Genomic DNA, 21,024 nt, shown 5'->3' with positions numbered 1-21,024 from the left:
TCTAGCAACGATCCTTTCGGCGCGCCAGCAAACCGGGCCACGTTGGCCATTCGGCCGGGCTTCCGCACCTTTCAACGGACGATGCGACCCCGCTTCGAAGCCATTCGACGCGGTGCTCGCGCAAACATGGCATGCGAGTTGCTGAGGAGAGAACCGTTACAACATTCCAACCAATTCGACGGGACCACCCAGCGAGAGGACTTCATGAAACTCATTACCGCAATCATCAAGCCGTTCAAGCTCGATGAGACCCGAGAAGCGCTGTCCGCGCTCGGCGTCTCCGGCATCACGGTGACCGAGGTGAAAGGGTTCGGGCGCCAGAAGGGGCACACCGAGCTGTACCGGGGCGCCGAATACGTGGTCGATTTCCTGCCGAAGATGAAGATCGAGGCGGCCGTGTCCGACGATCTCGTCGACCAGGCGGTCGAGGCGATCGAGCGGGCGGCGCGCACCGGCAAGATCGGCGACGGCAAGATCTTCGTCACGCCGATCGAACAGGTGATCCGGATCCGGACCGGGGAGACAGGCGCTGACGCGCTGTAACAAAGACAAGCGACAAGAGGAAACCTGAGATGCGCAAACTTCTGATGTCCCTGCTGATGACCGGCTCGCTGATCGCGGCCGGCGTTGGCCCCGCGCTCGCCGACGACGCGGCTTCCGCCGCGGCCGCGTCCGCGCCCGCTGCAACGGCTTCCGACGCAACGGCATCCGCGCCGGCTGCTTCGGCGCCTGCCGCCACCGACGCATCGGCAACCGCCGCCGCCGCACCCGCTTCGGGCGCCGCGGACGCATCGGCCGCCGCCGCCGCATCCGCGCCTGCCGCACCTGCGGCCCCGACCGCGCCGTTCTCCGTCGACTCGTCGAAGATCAGTGCCGGCGACACCGCGTGGATGCTAACGTCCACCGCGCTCGTGCTGTTCATGACCGTCCCCGGCCTCGCGCTGTTCTATGCGGGCATGGTCCGCAAGAAGAACGTGCTCGCGACGGTGATGCAGAGCTTCGCGATCACCGCGCTGATCACGGTGCTGTGGACGGTGATCGGCTACAGCCTCGCGTTCACGCCGGGCAACGGCTTCATCGGCGGCCTGTCGCGCGTGTTCCTGCACGGCATGAACTACATCAAGGGCGACAAGGCGACCACGCTGACCGTCAGCCACCTCGCGACGACGATCCCCGAGTCGGTCTACTTCGTCTACCAGATGACGTTCGCGATCATCACGCCGGCGCTGATCTGCGGCGCGTTCGCCGACCGGATGAAGTTCTCGGCGATGCTCGTGTTCATGACGCTCTGGTCGCTGATCGTCTATGTGCCGATCGCGCACATGGTGTGGGAGCCGACCGGCTGGCTGTCGGCAGACGGTGTGCTCGACTTCGCGGGCGGCACGGTCGTGCACATCAACGCCGGTATCGCGGGCCTGATGTCGTGCCTGGTGCTCGGCAAGCGCGTCGGCTACGGTCGTGAATCGATGGCGCCGCACAACCTGGTGCTGACGATGATCGGCGGCTCGATGCTGTGGGTCGGCTGGTTCGGTTTCAACGCGGGTTCCGCGGTGGCGGCCGACGGCCGTGCCGGCTTCGCGATGCTGACGACGCAAGTCGCGACGGCGTGCGCGGCGCTCGGCTGGATGTTTGCCGAGTGGATCGCGAAGGGCAAGCCGTCGGTGCTCGGCATCGTGTCGGGCGCGGTCGCCGGTCTCGTGGCGATCACGCCGGCAGCCGGCTTCGTCGGTGTGGCGGGCGCGCTCGTGATCGGTGTCGCGGCGGGCGTGATCTGCTTCTGGTCGGCGACGTGGCTCAAGTCGAAGCTCGGCTACGACGATTCGCTCGATGCGTTCGGCGTGCACGGCGTGGGCGGGATTCTCGGCGCACTGCTGACCGGCGTGTTCGCGGTCAAGGACATCGGCGGCGCCGACGGCAGCCTCATGCTGCAAGCGAAGGGCGTGCTGATCACGCTGGTCTACAGCGGCGTGCTGAGCTTCGTGCTGCTGAAGCTGATCGACCTGACGATCGGCCTGCGCGTGACCGAAGAGGAAGAGCGCGAAGGTCTCGACGTGATCCTGCACGGCGAGCATGTCGAATAAGTCATGAGATTGAACGCGGGCCGCCGCGCAGACGGCGCCCGCCCCGAATGAGCGCAGCGACTTCGGCCCGCCCACCCGGCGGGCTTTTTTTCTCCTGCTGCGTGCTGCCGGAGCGGATGACCCTTCACTCTATCGGGTCAATAGCCGAAAACTTCCTCCATATCCTTGTGAAGCCGGGAACAATCCCCAAATGGGCAGGGCAATTGCTCTACAATCTTCATTCTCCCGCTCGCGAGTGATTCATGGTTCCCCACCTCGTTACCGCGTTGAACGGTCCGCTGCTCGAACTCGAGCAGAAGATCCTCGACGCGACGCCTGCGATCGAACGCTGGTTCAGGCTCGAATGGCAGGAACACACGCCGCCGTTCTATTGTTCGGTGGACCTGCGCAACGCCGGCTTCAAGCTGGCGCCCGTCGACGCGAACCTGTTTCCCGGCGCATTCAATAATCTGCCGTCCGAAGTGCTGCCGCTCGCCGTGCAGGCCGCGATGGCCGCGATCGAGAAGATCTGCCCGGACGCGAAGAACCTGCTCGTGATTCCCGAGTTGCCGACCCGCAACGCGTTCTACCTGGAAAACGTCGCGCGGCTCGCGACGATCATGCGTCAGGCCGGCCTGAACGTGCGCTTCGGCTCGCTCGATTCGAGCATCACCGACATCACGCCGATCACGCTCGCCGACGGCCAGAAGATCGTGCTCGAGCCGCTCGAGCGTTCGCAGCGCCGCCTCGGCCTGAAGAATTTCGATCCGTGCTCGATCCTGCTGAACAACGACCTGTCGGCCGGGATCCCGGCCGTGCTCGAAAACCTGCACGAGCAGTACCTGCTGCCGCCGCTGCACGCGGGCTGGGCCGTGCGCCGCAAGTCGACGCACTTCTCCTGCTATGACGACGTCGCGAAGAAGTTCGCGAAGATGGTCGGCGTCGATCCGTGGATGGTGAATCCGTATTTCGCGCACGTCGAAGGGGTCGACTGGCAGGCGCATGAAGGCGAGCAGGCGCTCGCCGACGCGATCGACGGCGTGCTGAAGAAGATCGCGCGCAAATACCGCGAATACGGTATCAGCGAAAAGCCGTACGTCGTCGTGAAGGCCGACGCGGGCACCGCCGGGCGCGGCGTGATGACCGTGCACGACGCGGCCGAGATCGGCCGCATGTCGAAGGCCGAGCGTGCGCAGATGGCCGAGTCGAAGGCCGGGCTTGCGGTGCGCGACGTGATCGTGCAGGAAGGCGTGTATACGTTCGAGCGCGTCGGCGACGAAGTTGCGGAGCCGGTCGTGTACATGATCGACCGCTACGTGGTGGGCGGTTTCTACCGCACCCACGGCGGCCGCGAGCGCGACCAGAACCTGAACGCGCCGGGCATGCACTACGTGCCGCTCGGCTTCGAGCACACCGCATTGCCGGATGCCGGCGCGAAGCCGGGCGCTGCGCCGCCGAACCGTTTCTACATGTACGGCGTCGTCGCGCGCCTGTCGCTGATCGCGTCGTCGATCGAACTGGAAAAGACCGATCCCGAAGCCATCCAGGTGTAACGGCTTCGCTACGTACAGGACCCGCATGGACATTCTCTTTATCGCCGACCCGCTCGAGCGCTTCAAGATCTACAAGGATTCGACCTACGCGATGATGGCGGAGGCCGCGCGGCGCGGGCATGCGATCTACACATGCCAGCCGCACCAGCTCGCGTGGACGGGCTCGGGCGTCGAGGCGGACGTGCAGCGCGTGACGATCGTCGGCGACACTGCCGACCTGCACCGCTACCCGTGGTACGAGGCGGGCGCGCACGAATCGCGCCGGCTGACGTCGTTCGGCGCGGTGCTGATGCGCAAGGATCCGCCGTTCGACATGGAATACGTGACGGCCACGTGGATGCTCGAGCTGGCCGAGCGTGCGGGCACGCGCGTGTTCAACAAACCCCAGTCGATCCGCGATCACTCGGAGAAGCTCGCGATCGGCGAGTTCTCGCAGTTCGTCGCGCCGACGCTCGTGACCCGCGACGCCGCGCGTTTGCGCGCATTCCACGCGGAGCATGGCGACGTGATCGTGAAGCCGCTCGACGGGATGGGCGGGATGGGCGTGTTCCGCGTGAAGGCCGACGGGATGAATCTCGGCGCGATCATCGAGATGCTCGGCCATGACGGCACGCGCTCGCTGATGATTCAGAAGTTCATTCCCGAGATTACCGCCGGCGACAAGCGGATCCTGCTGATTGCGGGCGAGGCGGTTCCGTATTCGCTCGCGCGGATTCCGCAGGGTAGCGAGGTGCGCGGCAATCTGGCCGCGGGCGGGCTCGGCGTCGCGCAGCCGCTGACGCCGCGCGACCGCGAGATCGCCGAGACGCTCGGGCCGGTGCTGGCCGCGCGCGGGCTGCTGCTGGTCGGGCTCGACGCGATCGGCGACTGGCTGACCGAGGTGAACGTGACGAGCCCGACCTGCTTCCGCGAGATCATGGAGCAGACGGGCTTCGACGTCGCCGCAATGTTCATCGACGCGCTGGAGCGGGCGGCCGCGTAGCCCGTTTCGCGCGCAAGCCCGGCGGCGGCCGCGCAGGTCCCCCGTCGCCGGAGCGGTTCGATCGGCCTGCTACAATGCCCGCTTGCCCGGTGCCGCGACCAGCGCGCCGAAGGCCCGGCGGTCGGGCCGAAACCGTTGCAAGGCTGAACATGAAACGCTTCCCTCACTCGCTATGCTCGTTGCCCCGCCGCGGGGCGTCGGCCCGCCAGCCGCGGGCGGGAGCACGCTGACATGGCCGGGATCCTGATCATCGCGCACGCGCCGCTCGCCACCGCGCTGCGCGACTGCATCGCGCACATCTATGGCGGCGTGCCCGCGCGCATCGGCTGTATCGACGTGCTGGCGGATAGCGATCCGGCCCAGGTGATGGCATTCGCTCACGCGGAACTCGCGCGGCTCAGGGAAGACAACGGCGTCGTCGTCCTGACCGACATGTACGGCGCGACGCCCGCGAACATCGCGGGCCAGCTCGCGAAGCTCGACAACGTGCGCGTGCTCGCCGGCGTGAACCTGCCGATGCTCGTGCGCGCAGTCTGCTACCGCACCGTGCCGCTCGACAAGCTCGTCGACAAGGCGCTGTCCGGCGGCGCGAAGGGCGTTCACGAAGTGGCGGCCGGCACGCCGCCGCCGCCGACCGAAGTCGGCTGCGGCCAGTGCGCGCCGATTCCGCCGGAGCCGCAACCGCGCACCGAATCGCACTGACCGGCCCGTTTTTCCTGTTTTAGACCGATCCGCCGACGCCCGTCGTCGGCGGCCGCGACCGACCCGACCGAGAATCATGCTTCAACAAGAAACCACGATCGTCAATAAATTGGGGCTCCATGCACGCGCGTCCGCCAAGCTCACGCAGCTGGCCGGCAACTTCCAGTCCGAAGTCTGGATGACGCGCAACGGGCGCAAGATCAACGCGAAGAGCATCATGGGCGTGATGATGCTGGCGGCCGGTATCGGCAGCACGGTGACGATCGAGACCGACGGTCCCGACGAGAAGGAAGCGATGGACGCGCTGCTGAAACTGATTGCGGACAAGTTCGGCGAAGGCCAGTGATGCCCGCACGGGATCATTGTCGTTTCGATGCAGAATGCCGCGTTTTCCGCGGCATTTTTTTCGTCCGTAACATTGATGCGAAACGCGCAATGCTGCGCTGCATGCAGTCAGCGGGCACGCGCGGAATTTATAATCGACAACCGGGGTCATAAGCGCATCGCAGCAGTGTGCCGCGGCTTTACATGTACAGAGGAGGTGCGCGTGTCGTTCACGCTGCATGGCATTCCCGTCTCACGTGGTATCGCGATCGGGCGAGCGTATCTGATCGCGCCGGCGGCGCTCGACGTCGCGCATTATCTCGTCGACGCCGACCAGATCGATGCCGAAGTCGAGCGGTTCCGTACCGCGCGCGAGGTCGTGAACCGCGAGCTCGACGCGCTGCGCGCCGACCTGACCGACGACACCCCGACCGAAGTGGGCGCGTTCATCGACGTGCACGCAATGATCCTGAACGACGCGATGCTCGTGCAGGAAACGATCGACCTGATCCGCACGCGCCGCTACAACGTCGAATGGGCGCTGACCGAGCAGCTCGAGCTGCTCACGCGCCACTTCGACGATATCGAGGACGAATACCTGCGCGAGCGCAAGGCCGACATCGAGCAGGTGGTCGAGCGTGTGCTGAAGGCACTCGCCGGTGCGCCATCCGCGTCGCAGGCGCTCGATGGCGCGGCCGCGCGCGGCCAGAACGAGATGATCGTCGTCGCGCACGACATCGCGCCGGCCGACATGATGCAGTTCAAGTCGCAGTCGTTCCAGGCGTTCGTCACGGATCTCGGCGGCCGCACGTCGCACACGGCGATCGTCGCGCGCAGCCTCGGCATCCCGGCCGCAGTCGGCGTTCAGCACGCGAGTTCGCTGATCCGCCAGGACGACCTGATCATCGTCGACGGCGACCAGGGGATCGTGATCGTCGATCCGGCGCCGATCGTCCTCGAGGAATATTCGTATCGCCAGTCCGAGAAGCTGCTCGAGCAGCGCAAGCTGCAGCGGCTGAAATTCTCGCCGACGCAAACGTTGTGCGGCACCAAGATCGACCTGTACGCGAACATCGAGCTGCCGGACGACGCGAAGGCGGCCGTCGAGGCCGGCGCGGTCGGCGTGGGGCTGTTCCGCTCCGAATTCCTGTTCATGCATCAGAAGGAGATGCCCGAGGAGGAAGAGCAGTTCGCCGCCTACAAGCGCGCGGTCGAGTGGATGAAGGGGATGCCGGTGACGATCCGCACGATCGACGTCGGCGCGGACAAACCGCTCGACGCGCTCGACGAAGGCTACGAGACTGCGCCGAATCCGGCGCTCGGGCTGCGCGCGATCCGCTGGAGCCTGTCCGAGCCGCAGATGTTTCTCACGCAGCTGCGTGCGATCCTGCGCGCGTCCGCGTTCGGGCAGGTGAAGATCCTGATCCCGATGCTCGCGCACGCGCAGGAGATCGACCAGACGCTCGACCTGATCCGTGAGGCGAAGCGCCAGCTCGACGACGCGGGGCTCGCATACGATCCGAACGTGCGCGTCGGTGCGATGATCGAGATTCCGGCGGCCGCGATTGCGCTGCCGCTGTTCCTGAAGCGCTTCGATTTCCTGTCGATCGGCACGAACGACCTGATCCAGTACACGCTCGCGATCGATCGTGCGGACAACGCGGTCGCTCATCTGTACGACCCGCTGCATCCGGCGGTGCTGCACCTGATCGCCTATACGCTGCGCGAAGCGAAGCGCGCGGGCGTGTCCGTGTCGGTGTGCGGGGAGATGGCGGGCGACCCGGCGCTTACGCGGCTGCTGCTCGGGATGGGGCTCACGGAGTTCTCGATGCATCCGAGCCAGCTGCTGGTCGTGAAGCAGGAGATTCTGCGCGCGCACCTGAAGTCGCTCGAGAAGCCGACGGCCGACGTGCTGGCCGCGTTCGAGCCGGAGGAAGTGCAGGCGGCGCTCAAGCGCCTAGCGGTCGCGGAGCCGCGCGCGGACGCTGCGGCCTGAACCGCTGCACCGCACATTCGCCAATGTAGCGAAACGTCATGCATGCGCGCTTGCGCGCATGCATTGCGCGCGTCAGTGCCGCCGCTGGCACACGGGGCAATCGGCCTGGCGCGCGATCTTCATCGTCGTCCATTCCATCCGCAGCGAATCGAGCATCATCAACCGGCCGCTGAGCGTCGTGCCGATCGCGCCGATCACGCGCAGCGCTTCGGCCGCCTGCATCGCGCCGATGATCCCGACCGTCGGCGCGAACACGCCCATCGTCGCGCACGCGACTTCCTCGAACGGCTGGTCTTCCGGGAACACGCACGCGTAACAGGGCGCGGCAGGGTCGCGGAAGTCGAACGTGCTGATCTGGCCGTCGAAGCGCAGCGCAGCGCCGGACACGAGCGGCACGCCGTGCGCGACGCACGCGCGATTGATCGCATGGCGTGTCGCGAAATTGTCGGTGCAGTCGAGCACGACGCTCGCGCGCGGCACGTGTTCGTCGAGCCACGCGTCGTCCACGCGTGCGGCGACCGCATCGATCGTCACCTCCGGGTTCAGCCGCATGAGCGTGTCGCGGCCCGATTCGACCTTGCTGCGGCCGACCGACGCCGTCGCGTGCAGGATCTGCCGCTGCAGGTTCGTGAGGTCGACCGTGTCGGCGTCGACGAGCGTGATCGTGCCGACGCCGGACGCCGCGAGATACATCGCGGCCGGCGAGCCGAGTCCGCCCGCGCCGACGACGATCGCATGCGCGTCGAGGAAGCGCTGCTGCGCCTCGATGCCGATTTCGTCGACGAGGATGTGACGGGAATAGCGGAGGAGTTGATCGTCGTTCATGGGGAGGTCGGGCGATGCAGGCCGCCGGCGGCGGCGCGGGCGCGTTTCGCGTGTGTCTGCGTATTCTAGGCGCACATGAAAAACGGGCCATCGCGGTCTTCCCGCGATGGCCCGTCGGATGCCGGCCGGCGCTTACTGCGGCGCCGACGCGGCCTTCGGTGCGGCGGCCTTCGCGCCCGACGCCTTCGCGGCGGACGCGGCCTTCGCCGCAGGGCTCTTGGTCGTGCTTTCGGCGAGCAGCGACTTCGATTCCTGCACCGGCTTGCCCTCGAGCTTGTTCAGCGCCTGTTGCATCATGAAGTCGTCGGCGCTGCCGAACTCGATCGGCTTGCGATCGCGATCCTTCTGGCGTTGCTCCGGCGTCTTCTTGTCGTTCTGCTCCTCGAGGACGCGCAGCTGATCCATCCGGCGCTGCTCGCGCTCTTCCTGTTCCTTCTTCTCGTTCGGGTCCTGCGTGTTCGCGAGGTGGTTCGTGTAGTCGACCTCGCGCGTCACGAGCACGTCGTCCGGATCGCCGTCCGCGTACTGATCGACCGGCACGTCGGGCGTGATGCCCTTGTTCTGGATCGATCGGCCGCTCGGCGTGTAGTAGTAGGCGGTCGTCAGGCGCAGTGCGGTGTCGGCCGTCATCGGGCGAACCGTCTGCACCGAGCCCTTGCCGAACGTCGTCTTGCCCATGATCTGCGCGCGCTTCGAATCCTGCAGCGCGCCGGCGACGATTTCCGACGCGGACGCCGAATACGCGTTCGTCAGCACGACCATCGGCACGGTCTTGAAGATCGGCGGCAGATTCTTCAGCGGATCGCCGTCGAAAGACGGCAGGCGATAGTTGTCGTAGGTGTCGCGGTAGACCTGCTTCGAATCGGGAATCTGGCCGTTGGTCGACACGACGACGGAGTCGGGCGGCAGGAACGCGCCGGCGACGCCGACCGCGCTCTGCAGCAGGCCGCCGCCGTTGTTGCGCAGGTCGAGGATCAGGCCCTTCAGGTTCGGCTGCTGGCGTGCGATGTCCTGCAGTCTTGCGGCGAGATCGGGCGTCGTGCGCTCCTGGAAGCTCGTGATCCGGATGTATGCGTAGCCCGGGTCGAGAATCTTCATCTTCACGCTCTGGACCTTGATGATCGCGCGCGTGACCGTGATCGGGAACGTGCGGTCGTCGCTCTTGCGGAAGATCGTCAGCGTGACCTTGGTGCCCGGCTCGCCGCGCATTTGCTTGACGGCCTTGTCGAGCGTCATCCCGCGCACCGGCTTGTCGTTGATGCGCGTGATCAGATCGCCCGGACGGATGCCGGCGCGGAACGCGGGCGTGTCCTCGATCGGCGAGATCACCTTGACGAGGCCGTCTTCCTGCGAGATCTCGATGCCGAGACCCGCGAAGCGGCCCTTCGTCTGCTCCTGCAGCTCGTCATAGTCGGTCTTGTCGAGGAACGACGAGTGCGGGTCGAGGCTCGACACCATGCCTTTGATCGCCGCCGTCAGCAGCTTCTTGTCGTCGACCGGCTCGACGTACTCGCGCTTGATCTGGCCGAACACTTCCGCGAAGAGGCGGAGCTGGTCGAGGGGAAGCGGCGCGGTGACGGTCTGCTCGGCAGACGCCGAGATCTGCAGCGTCGCGAATACGCCCGTGGCGAGGCCCGCGGCAATCAGGCCGATGTTCTTCAATTTCATTCGCATAGAGAGTCTGGTGCGGTCGGGAAGCGCGTGGCGGTAGCGGGGATGTAGCGGACAAGTATAACTGTTCGTCCGAATACTCAGTGGAACGGCGCGAAAAGCGCCGGAGGCCCGGTCCCGGGGCCCGGCGGGTGCCGCCGGATGTGCGGCGAAGTCGAAAGCGGTTTCGACAGCATCGGAGCCGTGAAGGTTCGCGCCGCGCGCCGACGCGGCCGGCGGCAGGCCGCGCGAATGGCGGCCTGCCCGCCGCGACGGGCGTCAGCCCGCCTTGCCCTGCTTCGCGACGGCGGCCTGCGCCTTCGCGATTGCTTCCTGATCGCCGAGGTAGTAATGCTTGATCGGTTTGAGGTTCTCGTCGAGTTCATAGACGAGCGGCACGCCGTTCGGGATGTTCAGGCCGACGATGTCGCTATCGGAAATGCCGTCGAGATACTTGATCAGCGCGCGCAGCGAGTTGCCGTGCGCTGCGATCAGCACCTGCTTGCCCGCGCGCACGGCCGGCGCGATCGACTCGTTCCACAGCGGCAGCACGCGCGCGACCGTGTCCTTCAGGCACTCGGTGAGCGGCAGCTGCTCGCGCGGCACCTTCGCGTAGCGCGGGTCGTTGAACGGCGCACGTTCGTCGGTCGGCTCAAGCGCGGGCGGCGGCGTGTCGTAGCTGCGGCGCCACACGAGCACCTGCTCGTCGCCGAATTTCGCGGCCGTTTCCGCCTTGTTCAGGCCCGACAGCGCGCCATAGTGGCGCTCGTTCAGGCGCCACGAGTGGACGACCGGCAGGTACATCAGGTCCATCTTGTCCTGCACGTGCCACAGCGTGCGGATCGCGCGCTTGAGCACCGACGTGTATGCGATGTCGAACGTGTAGCCGGCTTCCTTGAGCAATTCGCCGGCCTGGTAGGCCTCGTTGCGACCCTGTTCGGTCAGGTCGACGTCGACCCAGCCGGTGAAGCGGTTTTCCTTGTTCCACGTCGATTCGCCGTGGCGGATGAGAACGAGTTTGTACATGGATCTTGCGGTCGGTAGTGAGAGGGAAGCGGGGCGCGGCGCGCGGCGCCCGGTCCGGGCCCGCCATCGCGCAAGACGGTTATTTTATAATGGCGGGATTGTCCTTTTCCGATTTCTCTTTTTCCGGCGGCTTTCCGTGACGTTCTTTACCAATTACACGAACCTGGCCCTTATCGCGATCCTGCTGGTTTCCGGCGGCCTGCTTGCGTGGCCGGCCCTGCGCCGCGGCCGCGGCGGCCTGTCGGCTGCGGAAGCGACGCAGCTCATTAATCGCCGCAACGCGGTCGTGATCGACCTGCGCGCGCCGTCCGACTTCGCCGCCGGCCATCTGCCGTCCGCGCGCCAGGTCGCGGCCGGCGAGATCGGCGCGAAAATTGCGCAGGTCGCGAAGAACAAGAGCACCCCCGTGCTGCTCGTTTGCCAGAACGGTCAGCAGTCGCAAAAGGCGGCGCGCGAGGTCGAGGCGGCGGGCTATGCCGAGGTACACGTGCTGGAAGGCGGCGTCGCCGCCTGGCAGCAGGCCGGGATGCCGGTCGTCAAACAAGGAGTGGCGAAGTGAACAAGGTTCTGATGTACAGCACGCAGGTGTGTCCGTATTGCATGCAGGCCGAGCGCCTGCTGAAGCTGCGCGGCGTCGAGCAGATCGAAAAGGTACTGATCGACCGCGATCCGGCCCGCCGCGAGGAGATGATGGCGCGCACGGGCCGGCGCACGGTGCCGCAGATCTATATCGGCGACACGCACGTCGGCGGTTACGACGATCTGTCGAAGCTCGACCGCGAAGGCGGCCTCGTGCCGCTTCTGCAAGCGGCCTGATTAGGGCAGAATGGCCGCCGGCCGCGCCGCGGCTCTGGGCGCACAGGATCCAACCGGGGTGGCCGGCATGAAGCCGGCCGCCTCGCCACCATTTTTAGGGAAACACCATGTCCGACGTCGAAAACCAACCGTTCTTCAACATTCAGCGCGTCTACCTGAAGGATATGTCGCTCGAGCAGCCGAATTCGCCGGCGATCTTCCTCGAGCAGGACATGCCGTCGGTTGAAGTCGAAGTCGACGTCAAGGCCGAGCGCCTCGCGGAAAGCGTGTTCGAGGTCGTCGTGTCGGGCACCGTCACCGCGAAGGTGAAGGACAAGGTCGCGTTCCTGATCGAAGCGAAGCAGGCCGGCATTTTCGACATTCGCAACATTCCGGACGAACAGCTCGACCCGCTCGTCGGCATCGCGTGCCCGACGATCCTGTTCCCGTACCTGCGCTCGAACATCGCGGACGCGATCACGCGTGCGGGCTTCCCGCCGATCCACCTGGCGGAAATCAACTTCCAGGCGCTGTACGAGCAGCGTCTCGCGCAGCTTCAGCAGCAGGCCGGTGCGGCAGCCGCACCGAACGGCGCGCCGAATGGCACGACGCTGAACTGACGTTTGACTCCGGACCGGTGCTGGGTATGAAAGTAGCCGTTCTCGGCGCCGGTGCCTGGGGCACCGCGCTCGCGGGCCATCTGGCCGCGCGGCACGATACGCTTCTGTGGGCGCGCGACGCCGCGCTGATCGCCGGGCTGCAGGCCCGGCACGAAAATTCCCGCTATCTGGACGGCATCGCGTTGCCCGATGCGCTGCGCTACGACGCCGATCTCGGCGCCGCGCTCGCGCACGGCGCCGCGGACGACGCATTGTGCGTAATCGCCGCGCCCGTGGCCGGCCTGCGCATACTCTTCGGCGCAATGCGCGACGCCGGCTGCGTGCCCGCGCACGTCGTGTGGGTCTGCAAGGGCTTCGAAGCCGACACGCATCTGCTGCCGCATCAGGTAATCGCGGCCGAGCTGCCCGGCCAGCACAGCAACGGCGTGCTGTCGGGGCCGAGCTTCGCGCGCGAGGTCGGGCTTGCGCTGCCCGTCGCGCTGACGGTCGCGAGCGCTTCCGCCGAATGCCGCGAGCGCACGCTCGCCGCGTTTCATCACGGCGCGATGCGGATCTATACGGGCGACGACGTCGTCGGCGTCGAGGTTGGCGGCGCGGTGAAGAACGTGCTGGCGATCGCGACCGGCATCGCCGACGGCCTCGGTCTGGGGCTGAACGCGCGCGCTGCGCTCATTACGCGCGGCCTCGCCGAAATGTCGCGCCTCGGCGTCGCGCTCGGCGGCCGCGCCGAAACTTTCACGGGCCTCACGGGCCTCGGCGATCTGATCCTCACCGCGACGGGCGACCTGTCGCGCAATCGCACGGTCGGCCTGCAACTCGCGGCCGGCCGCTCGCTGAACGACATCCTCGGTGCGCTGGGCCATGTGGCCGAGGGCGTGCGGTGTGCGCAGGCCGTGCTCGCGCTGGCGCGCGCGCAGGCAATCGAAATGCCGATCACCGAGGCCGTGTGCGGCGTGCTGTTCGACGGCGTTGCACCGCGCGATGCGGTGAGCGGGCTGCTGCGGCGCGACGCACGCGCCGAATGACCGCCGGCGGACCGGGTTCACGGATCGCAGACCGGTGACGCAGCCGTCAGCGCTGGTGCTCCGCATGCGCGCGACGCCAGTACGGTTGACGAACATCATTCGGGCTGTTGCAGCCGCGCGTTCGCGCAAAGCACGCGGCGCCAAAGCGCACTACGCTTGAAGCATCTCCGGCGCTTCGCGAGGGTGTCATGCTCCAGATCGGTTCCACCACGCTCGACGCGCAACTCGTCGACATCACGACGCTCGACGTCGACGCGATCGTCAATGCCGCGAACGGTTCGCTGCTCGGCGGCGGCGGGGTCGACGGCGCGATCCATCGCGCGGCCGGCCCGGGCCTGCTGGCGGAGTGCCGCACGCTCGGCGGCTGCGAGACCGGCGACGCGAAGCTCACGCGCGGCCACGCGCTGCCGGCACGGTACGTGATTCATGCGGTCGGCCCGGTATGGCACGGCGGCGCGCGCGGCGAGCCCGACCTGCTTGCCGCGTGCTACCGGCGCGCGATCGAGCTGGCCGAGGACGTGGCGGCGACGTCGATTGCCTTTCCCGCGATCAGTTGCGGCATCTATCGCTATCCGGCCGACGAGGCCGTCGACATCGCGGTCGGTACGGTGATCGAAACGCTTCCGCAGGCGCCGAACCTCGCGCGCGTGATATTCGCGTGCTTTTCGTCCGACATACACGACCTGTATCGCGCGCGGCTAGCGGGCCGCTAGCGGCGCTTTCCGGCGCCGCGCCGCAGTAGCGTGCGCGTCAGGCGCCGCCTTCGAAGCCGGCCTGGCGCCACGCCTCGAACACGACCACGGCCACCGTGTTCGACAGGTTCAGGCTGCGATTGCCCGGCCGCATCGGCAGGCGCACGCGCTGTTCGTTCGGAAAGCGCTCGAGCAAGTCGGCCGGCAGGCCGCGCGTCTCCGAGCCGAACACGAACCAGTCGCCGGGCACGAACGCGTGGTCGTGAAAGCGCCCGGAACCGCGGGTCGTGAACGCGAACATCCGCGCGGGATCGGGCGTTTCGGCCGCGACGAACGCGTCCCAGTCGCGGTGCACGCGCATTTCCGCATATTCGTGATAGTCGAGGCCGGCGCGGCGCATTTTCGCGTCGTCGAGCGGAAAGCCGAGCGGCTCGATCAGGTGCAGGCGCGCGCCGGTGTTGGCGCACAGGCGAATCACGTTGCCGGTGTTCGGCGGAATTTCGGGGGCGACGAGGACGACGTTGAACATGGTTGGGTCTGGCTGGGCCGGCCGGGGCGGAGCGACATCTGCTCGTTCCCGGCCGGCCGGTTCGTGACGGCCGCGTCCGCGTGCGGACGGCCTCTCTACTGTCTATCTAATTAATCCCTGGCGGTGCGCAGCGCAACCAGATTCGTCACGCGCGCGGCACCGGCCGCCTTCAATGCTTGCGCGGCCGCCGCGAGCGTCGCGCCGGAGGTCATCACGTCGTCGACGAGCGCCACGTGACGGCCGGCGACATCGCCTGTCACCGCGAATGCCGCGAGCACGTTGTCACGCCGCGCGCGCCGGTCCAGCCGCGACTGCGGCGCAGTGTCGGTCACGCGCGCGAGCAGCGCCGCGTCGGCGTGCACGCCGAGCCGGCGCGCGAGCGGCCGCGCGATCGCCCACGCCTGGTTGTAGCCGCGGGCGACGAGCCGTGCGCGCGACAGCGGCACCGGCGCGATTACGTCGAGGCTGCCCGCGGCGCGTATCGCGTCAGTGTCGTCGACCTGCCGCGCGAGCCGCGCGGCGAATTCCGCGCCGAGCGCGAGCCGCGCATGAAACTTCAGGCCGCGTGCGAGCGCGTCGAGCGGGGCGCGGTAATCGGCGAGCGCCAGCGTCGCATCGAACGGCGGCGGAGTCGCGCGGCACGCATCGCAACGGTACGCGGACGCACGCCCGTCGCCCGCGTGCGGGCCGCTCGCCGCGCGCGGCCGCGGGGTGCGGACGCTCAGCGGCACCGCGCAGACGTCGCAGCGCAGCCGCGTTTCATTCCAGTACGCGCCGTCGCACGGCACGCAAATCACCGTGTGTGACAAATTGCCGCACAACGCGCATCGATTCGGCAACGCCAGTGCGCCGATGCGCGCAGCGAGCATGCCAATCTGCGACAAAACGACGCGCAGCGGGCGCGGGGCGGAACTGCGATCCATCGCGAACACTCCTGACGGGCCCGCCTCGCTGAAGGCTGCGAGGCGAGCGAGTATACTTCGGGCTCTTCGCCAGTGTGCCCGACATGTCCCCAGCTTCGACTTCAACCGGCCGTCCGGCCAATGACGCCCGGCGTTTGCGGCGCATCTTCGATCGCCGTGCCGCCACGTTCGACGCGGTCGCGTTCCTGCCGCGCGAGATCGCGCAGCGGATGAACGAGCGCCTCGAATACATCAAGGTGAGCCCCGCGGCCGTGCTGGACGCGGGCTGCGGCCCCGGCGACGACCTGCCGGCGCTGCGCGCGCGCTTCCCCGAGGCGCCGGTGTTCGGCGTCGATCTGTCGGGTGCGATGCTCGCGCGGGCCGGCGAACGCGAGGTCGAGCAGACGAGCTGGCGCCGCTGGCTGCCTGCGTCGCTCGGCCGGGCGCTGGGCCAGCGCGGCCCGCGGGTCGCGCAGGCCGATTTCTCGGTGCTGCCGTTCGCGGCCGGCGCGTTCGACCTGATCTGGTCGAACCTCGCGCTGCACTGGCATTCGCGTCCCGATACCGTCTTCCCGGAGTGGCAGCGCGTGCTGCGCGTCAACGGCCTGCTGATGTTCAGCACGCTCGGCCCCGACACGCTGCGCGAGCTGCGCGCAGCCTGCGCGGATGCCGAAGCGGCCCTCGGCATCGCACCGGCGGCCGCGCGCGTGATCGATTTCGTCGACATGCACGACCTCGGCGACATGCTCGTCGAGAGCGGCTTCGAGATACCGGTGATGGACCAGGAAGTGCTGACCGTCACGTACAAGACCCCCGATTCGCTGCTGGCCGACGTGCGCCGCTGGGGCGCGTATCCGTTCGACCGTACGGTGCCGGCGCACGCGATACGACGCTTTCGCGCGGCGCTCGGCGACGCGCTGGAGGCGCGGCGGCGCGCGGACGGCACGATCGCGCTGACGTTCGAAGTGATCTACGGCCACGCGTGGAAAGCGGTGCCGCGTACGACCGCGGAAGGGCACGGGATCGTGCGCATCGAAGATATCGGAAAGGGGCGTCCGAAGAATCGGTAAAGCGGTAAAGAGGGGTTTTGTTATGTCCGAAATTAGCGGCGCAAAGCGGGGTCGAATTGATGCGAAAAATGGCCGGGAAGCTTGTGGCGCTTGGCTCGCGGGCCGATAGCCGCTTGCTTGTGGATGCCATTGAACCCGCCTATAATGCGTCAGCTTGTCGTCCCGGGGTCCCCGCAATACGGGCCGACGAGTCCGATGCAGGCATGCATCGCATGCCATTCGCGTGAGGCGGCGATGGAAGCAGCGAGGGTGTTGGCGGAGACGACGAACAGCGAACCGGTCCTCGCGGACTGGCTGATGAAACGCAACTGTTCGGTGTCGCCGCGCCAGTTCATGCTGTTTTACGCGTCGCTCGCGGGCTTCTCGCTGGTGATCGCGGCATTGCTGATGTGGCGTGGGGCCTGGCTCGTCATGCCCTTTACCGGAGTCGAATTGCTGGCGGTCGGAATCGCGTTTGCGATCTATGCCCGTCATGCGGTCGACTACGAGCGCATCAGGCTGTTTCCGCACCGGCTCGTGATCGAGCGGATGGATGCGGAGCGGTTCACGCAGATCGAATTCAACCCGCGCTGGGTGCGGGTCGAGCCGGGTCCGACGCCGCGCGATCCGATTCGACTGGTATCGCGTGGGCAGACCGTCGTAATCGGGCAGCATCTCGCGCAGTACAAGCGTGCGCAGTTCGCCGACGAGCTGCGCGTGTCGCTCAGGCGCTGCGGCTGACGAAGCGCGGGCACCGGCCGGAACGGGCGGGCGGCTTGCGACGGGGGAGGGTTTGAATGGAAATTTTGGGTAAGGATGCTATGAAAACAATCAAGCGAGCCCTCACGGGCGTGCTGGCATGCAGCGGATTGCTCTTTGCCGGCGCTGCTCTGGCGGTCGGTGATAGCCCGGGCGGCCCCCGCGTCAACGAGATCAACTTTCAGCCGCCGGTCACGAAGATCGCCGAGGAGCTCTACGATCTCCACACGATGATGCTGATCCTGTGTACGGTGATCTTCGTCGGCGTGTTCGGCGTGATGTTCTATTCGATCTTCGCGCACCGCAAATCCAAAGGCCACAAGGCTGCCAATTTCCATGAGAGCACGACCGTCGAAATCATCTGGACGATCGTGCCGTTCATCATCGTCGTGCTGATGGCGCTGCCGGCCACGAAGGCCGTCGTCGCGATGAAGGACACGACCAACGCCGATCTCACGATCAAGGTCACCGGCTACCAGTGGAAGTGGGGCTACGACTACGTGAAGGGCCCGGGCGAGGGCATCGGCTTCCTGTCGACGCTGACCACCCCGCGCGACGAAGTGATGGGCAAGAAGGCCATCACCGAAACCTATCTGCAGGAAGTCGACAACCCGCTCGTCGTGCCGGTCAACAAGAAGATCCGCATCATCACGACCGCGAACGACGTCGTCCACTCGTGGTACGTGCCCGCGTTCGGCGTGAAGCAGGACGCGATCCCCGGCTTCGTGCGCGACACGTGGTTCAAGGCCGACAAGGTCGGTACGTTCCGCGGTTTCTGTACCGAGCTGTGCGGCAAGGAACATGCGTACATGCCGGTCGTCGTCGAAGTGCTGTCGGAAGACGACTACGCGAAGTGGGTCACCGCGCAGAAGGCGAAGCTCGCCAGCGCATCCGTCGATCCGAACAAGGTTTACACGATGGCCGAACTCGTCGCGCACGGCGAGGAAGTCTACAAGGCGAACTGCGCGGCCTGCCACCAGGTGAACGGCAAGGGCCTCGGCGCGTTCCCCGCGATGGACGGCAGCCCGATCGTGAACGGCCCGATCGCCGGCCACGTCGAGCGCGTGCTGCACGGCAAGGGGGCGATGCCGTCGTGGGCGTCGCTGTCGGACCTCGACATCGCGTCGGTCATCACGTACGAGCGCAATTCGTGGGGCAACCACAAGAACGACCTGCTGCAGCCGAAGCAAGTGGCTGACGCGCGCAACGGCAAGATGCCGGAAGACGCCGCGGGCGCGGCGGCGCCGGCCGAAGCGGCGCCTGCGCAAGCGGCATCGGGCGCGGCCGAGCAGCCGGCGGCAGCGTCCGCGTCGGCCGCGGCGGCACTGTCGACGATCTACTTCGAAACGGGCAAGAGCGTGCTGCCGGCCGACGCGAAAGCGGCGATCGCAGCGGCGGCCGACTATGCGAAGGCACATCCGGACGCGAAGCTCGCGCTGTCGGGCTTCACCGACAAGACGGGCTCGGCCGACGCGAACGCCGAACTCGCGAAGCATCGCGCACAGGCCGTGCGCGACGCGCTGAAGGCAGCAGGCGTGGCGGAAGACCACATTATTCTCAAAAAGCCGGAAACGATCACGGGCGGGGCTGACGCCAAGGAAGCCCGGCGTGTCGAGATCGGGCCGGCGGCTTGACGTGTCGCTGAGTTAGTCGACGTATTCGCATTAGGAGATTCTCATGTCTAGCATCGGGCACGACGTAGCCGCGGGCCACGCGCACGACGACCACGCGCACGAAGCGCCGCACGGCTGGCGCCGCTGGCTGTTCGCCACCAACCACAAGGACATCGGTACGCTGTACCTGCTGTTCTCGTTCATCATGTTCCTGTCGGGCGGCGTGATGGCGCTCGGCATTCGCGCCGAGCTGTTCGAGCCGGGCCTGCAGATCATGCGTCCGGAGTTCTTCAACGAACTCACGACGATGCACGGCCTGATCATGGTGTTCGGCGCGATCATGCCGGCGTTCGTCGGCTTCGCGAACTGGATGATTCCGCTGCAGATCGGCGCGTCCGACATGGCGTTCGCGCGGATGAACAACTTCAGCTTCTGGCTGCTGCCGGTCGCGGCCGTGCTGCTGGTCGGTTCGTTCTTCGCGCCGGGCGGTGCGACGGCTGCCGGCTGGACGCTGTACGCGCCGCTGTCGACGCAGATGGGCCCGGGCATGGACTTCGCGATTTTCGCGGTCCACATCATGGGTGCGTCGTCGATCATGGGCGGGATCAACATCGTCGTGACGATCCTGAACATGCGCGCGCCGGGCATGACGCTGATGAAGATGCCGATGTTCGCATGGACCTGGCTGATCACCGCGTACCTGCTGATCGCCGTGATGCCGGTTCTGGCAGGCGCGATCACGATGGTGCTGTTCGATCGCCACTTCGGCACGTCGTTCTTCAACGCGGCAGGCGGCGGCGACCCGGTGATGTACCAGCACATCTTCTGGTTCTTCGGCCACCCCGAGGTGTACATCATGATTCTGCCGGCGTTCGGGATCGTGTCGCAGGTGATCCCCGCGTTCGCACGCAAGACGCTGTTCGGCTATAGCTCGATGGTGTACGCGACCGCTTCGATCGCAATCCTGTCGTTCATGGTCTGGGCGCACCACATGTTCGCGACGGGCATGCCGGTCACCGGCCAGCTGTTCTTCATGTACGCGACGATGCTGATCGCGGTGCCGACGGGCGTGAAGGTGTTCAACTGGCTCGCGACGATGTGGCGCGGCTCGATGACGTTCGAAACGCCGATGCTGTTTGCGATCGGCTTCCTGTTCGTGTTCACGTTCGGCGGCCTGACGGGCCTGATGCTGGCGATGGCGCCGCTCGACATCCAGTACCACGGCACGTACTTCGTGGTCGCGCACTTCCACTACGTGCTGGTGGCCGGCTCGCTGTTCGCGCTGTTCTCGGGCTGGTACTACTGGTCGCCGAAGTGGACGGGCTGGATGTACAACGAGACGCGCGGCAAGATCCACTTCTGGTCGTCGATGATCTTCTTCAACCTGACGTTCTTCCCGATGCACTTCGTCGGTCTCGCGGGCATGCCGCGCCGCTATGCGGACTACCCGGCGCAGTTCACGGACTTCAACCAGGTCGCGACGATCGGCGCATTCGGCTTCGGCCTCGCGCAGGTGTACTTCCTGTTCGCAGTCGCGCTGCCGGCCTATCGTGGCGGCGGCGAGCTGGAAAAGGCGTCGGACAAGCCGTGGGACGGCGCGACGGGCCTCGAATGGACGGTGCCGAGCCCGGCTCCGTTCCACACGTTCGAGCAACCGCCGCACGTGGAATAAGCATCACCGTGCGCTCCGCCGCTGCCTGCCGTGCAGGCAGGCGCGGCGGGCGCCGGATCGATGGACCAGCGAAGTTTCAGCGAAGTTTCAGATGAACCGGAATCCACAAGAAAGACGAACGCCCGAGCAGATTCGCGCGGGCAACAAGCGGCTCGGCCTCACCCTGCTCGTCATCGCCGCCGTTTTTTTTGTGGGTGTCGTGATCAAGCAGTGGTGGCTGTCCACTCACTGATGCAGTAACTGACGCAGT

General features: G+C 66.7%; 22 protein-coding genes. 17 read left to right on the top strand and 5 right to left on the bottom strand.

Annotated elements, in window-relative coordinates; all coding sequences use genetic code 11:
- Positions 1 to 204 precede the first annotated feature (204 nt).
- From KDW55_RS07380 to ptsP, 7 genes are all read left to right on the top strand, one after another.
- Complete coding sequence (locus tag KDW55_RS07380) at positions 205 to 543, top strand: P-II family nitrogen regulator (RefSeq protein ID WP_006398175.1); 339 nt, start codon at positions 205 to 207, stop codon at positions 541 to 543.
- Between the two features lie 29 nt (positions 544 to 572).
- On the top strand, positions 573 to 2,081 hold the full coding sequence (locus KDW55_RS07375; RefSeq protein ID WP_069241781.1) for an ammonium transporter: 1,509 nt from the start codon (positions 573 to 575) through the stop codon (positions 2,079 to 2,081).
- Between the two features lie 242 nt (positions 2,082 to 2,323).
- Positions 2,324 to 3,613 carry a glutamate--cysteine ligase gene (gshA, locus tag KDW55_RS07370; protein WP_069241780.1) on the top strand — a complete coding sequence of 430 codons (1,290 nt, stop codon included), beginning with the start codon at positions 2,324 to 2,326 and terminating at the stop codon, positions 3,611 to 3,613.
- A gap of 25 nt (positions 3,614 to 3,638) precedes the next feature.
- A complete protein-coding gene (gshB, locus tag KDW55_RS07365) occupies positions 3,639 to 4,595 on the top strand; it encodes a glutathione synthase (RefSeq protein WP_040142140.1) in 957 nt (318 codons plus the stop codon).
- 231 nt (positions 4,596 to 4,826) lie between these two features.
- Positions 4,827 to 5,297: a PTS fructose transporter subunit IIA gene (locus KDW55_RS07360; RefSeq protein WP_040142137.1), complete on the top strand. Its 471-nt coding sequence runs from the start codon at positions 4,827 to 4,829 to the stop codon at positions 5,295 to 5,297.
- Between the two features lie 76 nt (positions 5,298 to 5,373).
- Positions 5,374 to 5,643, top strand: a complete 270-nt coding sequence (locus tag KDW55_RS07355; RefSeq protein WP_006763311.1) for an HPr family phosphocarrier protein — start codon at positions 5,374 to 5,376, stop codon at positions 5,641 to 5,643.
- Between the two features lie 201 nt (positions 5,644 to 5,844).
- Entirely contained in the window at positions 5,845 to 7,617 is a 1,773-nt protein-coding gene (ptsP, locus tag KDW55_RS07350) for a phosphoenolpyruvate--protein phosphotransferase (RefSeq protein ID WP_040144800.1), read from the top strand.
- A 72-nt stretch (positions 7,618 to 7,689) separates the two neighbouring features.
- On the opposite strand, the gene KDW55_RS07345 is transcribed toward ptsP, so the two are convergent.
- The 3 genes from KDW55_RS07345 to gpmA all read right to left on the bottom strand — a co-directional run bounded on the left by KDW55_RS07345 (position 7,690) and on the right by gpmA (position 11,118).
- On the bottom strand, positions 7,690 to 8,442 hold the full coding sequence (locus KDW55_RS07345; protein WP_040142134.1) for a HesA/MoeB/ThiF family protein: 753 nt from the start codon (positions 8,440 to 8,442) through the stop codon (positions 7,690 to 7,692).
- 132 nt (positions 8,443 to 8,574) lie between these two features.
- The gene (locus tag KDW55_RS07340; RefSeq protein WP_040142132.1) at positions 8,575 to 10,116 is read right to left on the bottom strand and encodes a S41 family peptidase; all 1,542 of its coding nucleotides are present in this window, start codon (positions 10,114 to 10,116) and stop codon (positions 8,575 to 8,577) included.
- Between the two features lie 255 nt (positions 10,117 to 10,371).
- Positions 10,372 to 11,118, bottom strand: coding sequence for a 2,3-diphosphoglycerate-dependent phosphoglycerate mutase (gpmA, locus tag KDW55_RS07335; RefSeq protein ID WP_040142130.1), 747 nt, complete (start codon positions 11,116 to 11,118; stop codon positions 10,372 to 10,374).
- Between the two features lie 136 nt (positions 11,119 to 11,254).
- On the opposite strand from gpmA, the gene KDW55_RS07330 reads away from it, so the two are divergent.
- From KDW55_RS07330 to KDW55_RS07310, 5 genes are all read left to right on the top strand, one after another.
- Complete coding sequence (locus tag KDW55_RS07330; protein WP_040142128.1) at positions 11,255 to 11,677, top strand: rhodanese-like domain-containing protein; 423 nt, start codon at positions 11,255 to 11,257, stop codon at positions 11,675 to 11,677.
- Entirely contained in the window at positions 11,674 to 11,934 is a 261-nt protein-coding gene (grxC, locus tag KDW55_RS07325; RefSeq protein WP_040142126.1) for a glutaredoxin 3, read from the top strand. Before KDW55_RS07330 ends, grxC begins: the two co-directional genes overlap by 4 nt.
- Before the next feature lie 107 nt (positions 11,935 to 12,041).
- Positions 12,042 to 12,533: a protein-export chaperone SecB gene (gene secB / locus KDW55_RS07320; RefSeq protein WP_040142124.1), complete on the top strand. Its 492-nt coding sequence runs from the start codon at positions 12,042 to 12,044 to the stop codon at positions 12,531 to 12,533.
- 26 nt (positions 12,534 to 12,559) lie between these two features.
- Entirely contained in the window at positions 12,560 to 13,558 is a 999-nt protein-coding gene (locus KDW55_RS07315) for an NAD(P)H-dependent glycerol-3-phosphate dehydrogenase (protein WP_212160835.1), read from the top strand.
- 188 nt (positions 13,559 to 13,746) lie between these two features.
- Positions 13,747 to 14,271, top strand: coding sequence for an O-acetyl-ADP-ribose deacetylase (locus KDW55_RS07310; protein WP_040142121.1), 525 nt, complete (start codon positions 13,747 to 13,749; stop codon positions 14,269 to 14,271).
- Positions 14,272 to 14,308: 37 nt separating this feature from the next.
- Here KDW55_RS07310 and trmL read toward each other — a convergent pair whose 3' ends face one another.
- Together trmL and KDW55_RS07300 are read right to left on the bottom strand one after the other, a co-directional pair.
- Positions 14,309 to 14,779: a tRNA (uridine(34)/cytosine(34)/5-carboxymethylaminomethyluridine(34)-2'-O)-methyltransferase TrmL gene (gene trmL, locus KDW55_RS07305; RefSeq protein WP_040142119.1), complete on the bottom strand. Its 471-nt coding sequence runs from the start codon at positions 14,777 to 14,779 to the stop codon at positions 14,309 to 14,311.
- A 110-nt stretch (positions 14,780 to 14,889) separates the two neighbouring features.
- On the bottom strand, positions 14,890 to 15,702 hold the full coding sequence (locus tag KDW55_RS07300) for a phosphoribosyltransferase family protein (RefSeq protein WP_069241779.1): 813 nt from the start codon (positions 15,700 to 15,702) through the stop codon (positions 14,890 to 14,892).
- Between the two features lie 83 nt (positions 15,703 to 15,785).
- Here KDW55_RS07300 and KDW55_RS07295 point away from each other — a divergent pair, with 83 nt between their 5' ends.
- From KDW55_RS07295 to KDW55_RS07275, 5 genes are all read left to right on the top strand, one after another.
- On the top strand, positions 15,786 to 16,751 hold the full coding sequence (locus KDW55_RS07295; RefSeq protein WP_040142115.1) for a methyltransferase domain-containing protein: 966 nt from the start codon (positions 15,786 to 15,788) through the stop codon (positions 16,749 to 16,751).
- Between the two features lie 195 nt (positions 16,752 to 16,946).
- A complete protein-coding gene (locus tag KDW55_RS07290; RefSeq protein ID WP_212197909.1) occupies positions 16,947 to 17,471 on the top strand; it encodes a DUF2244 domain-containing protein in 525 nt (174 codons plus the stop codon).
- Between the two features lie 56 nt (positions 17,472 to 17,527).
- Complete coding sequence (gene coxB / locus KDW55_RS07285) at positions 17,528 to 19,123, top strand: cytochrome c oxidase subunit II (RefSeq protein ID WP_040142111.1); 1,596 nt, start codon at positions 17,528 to 17,530, stop codon at positions 19,121 to 19,123.
- Positions 19,124 to 19,166: 43 nt separating this feature from the next.
- Positions 19,167 to 20,774, top strand: a complete 1,608-nt coding sequence (gene ctaD, locus KDW55_RS07280) for a cytochrome c oxidase subunit I (RefSeq protein ID WP_040142110.1) — start codon at positions 19,167 to 19,169, stop codon at positions 20,772 to 20,774.
- A 91-nt stretch (positions 20,775 to 20,865) separates the two neighbouring features.
- The gene (locus KDW55_RS07275) at positions 20,866 to 21,006 is read left to right on the top strand and encodes a cytochrome oxidase small assembly protein (protein WP_006752059.1); all 141 of its coding nucleotides are present in this window, start codon (positions 20,866 to 20,868) and stop codon (positions 21,004 to 21,006) included.
- The last annotated feature ends 18 nt before the right edge of the window (positions 21,007 to 21,024 follow it).

The sequence above is a fragment of the Burkholderia sp. AU19243 genome, assembly GCF_018148075.1.
In the GTDB taxonomy this organism is placed as follows: domain Bacteria; phylum Pseudomonadota; class Gammaproteobacteria; order Burkholderiales; family Burkholderiaceae; genus Burkholderia; species Burkholderia latens_A.
Note: the sequence above shows the minus strand (reverse complement) of the source record. Positions and strands in the feature narration are given on the sequence as shown.

Coding starts and splice junctions, on each gene's coding strand:
- gshA (WP_069241780.1), top strand. CDS start 2,324: ATGGTTCCCCACCTCGTTACCGCGTTGAACGGTCCGCTGCTCGAACTC.
- KDW55_RS07340 (WP_040142132.1), bottom strand. CDS start 10,116: ATGCGAATGAAATTGAAGAACATCGGCCTGATTGCCGCGGGCCTCGCC.
- KDW55_RS07355 (WP_006763311.1), top strand. CDS start 5,374: ATGCTTCAACAAGAAACCACGATCGTCAATAAATTGGGGCTCCATGCA.
- KDW55_RS07345 (WP_040142134.1), bottom strand. CDS start 8,442: ATGAACGACGATCAACTCCTCCGCTATTCCCGTCACATCCTCGTCGAC.
- KDW55_RS07375 (WP_069241781.1), top strand. CDS start 573: ATGCGCAAACTTCTGATGTCCCTGCTGATGACCGGCTCGCTGATCGCG.
- trmL (WP_040142119.1), bottom strand. CDS start 14,779: ATGTTCAACGTCGTCCTCGTCGCCCCCGAAATTCCGCCGAACACCGGC.
- gpmA (WP_040142130.1), bottom strand. CDS start 11,118: ATGTACAAACTCGTTCTCATCCGCCACGGCGAATCGACGTGGAACAAG.
- secB (WP_040142124.1), top strand. CDS start 12,042: ATGTCCGACGTCGAAAACCAACCGTTCTTCAACATTCAGCGCGTCTAC.
- KDW55_RS07315 (WP_212160835.1), top strand. CDS start 12,560: ATGAAAGTAGCCGTTCTCGGCGCCGGTGCCTGGGGCACCGCGCTCGCG.
- KDW55_RS07380 (WP_006398175.1), top strand. CDS start 205: ATGAAACTCATTACCGCAATCATCAAGCCGTTCAAGCTCGATGAGACC.
- ctaD (WP_040142110.1), top strand. CDS start 19,167: ATGTCTAGCATCGGGCACGACGTAGCCGCGGGCCACGCGCACGACGAC.
- KDW55_RS07300 (WP_069241779.1), bottom strand. CDS start 15,702: ATGGATCGCAGTTCCGCCCCGCGCCCGCTGCGCGTCGTTTTGTCGCAG.
- KDW55_RS07295 (WP_040142115.1), top strand. CDS start 15,786: ATGTCCCCAGCTTCGACTTCAACCGGCCGTCCGGCCAATGACGCCCGG.
- KDW55_RS07310 (WP_040142121.1), top strand. CDS start 13,747: ATGCTCCAGATCGGTTCCACCACGCTCGACGCGCAACTCGTCGACATC.
- KDW55_RS07360 (WP_040142137.1), top strand. CDS start 4,827: ATGGCCGGGATCCTGATCATCGCGCACGCGCCGCTCGCCACCGCGCTG.
- KDW55_RS07275 (WP_006752059.1), top strand. CDS start 20,866: ATGAACCGGAATCCACAAGAAAGACGAACGCCCGAGCAGATTCGCGCG.
- KDW55_RS07290 (WP_212197909.1), top strand. CDS start 16,947: ATGCAGGCATGCATCGCATGCCATTCGCGTGAGGCGGCGATGGAAGCA.
- gshB (WP_040142140.1), top strand. CDS start 3,639: ATGGACATTCTCTTTATCGCCGACCCGCTCGAGCGCTTCAAGATCTAC.
- coxB (WP_040142111.1), top strand. CDS start 17,528: ATGGAAATTTTGGGTAAGGATGCTATGAAAACAATCAAGCGAGCCCTC.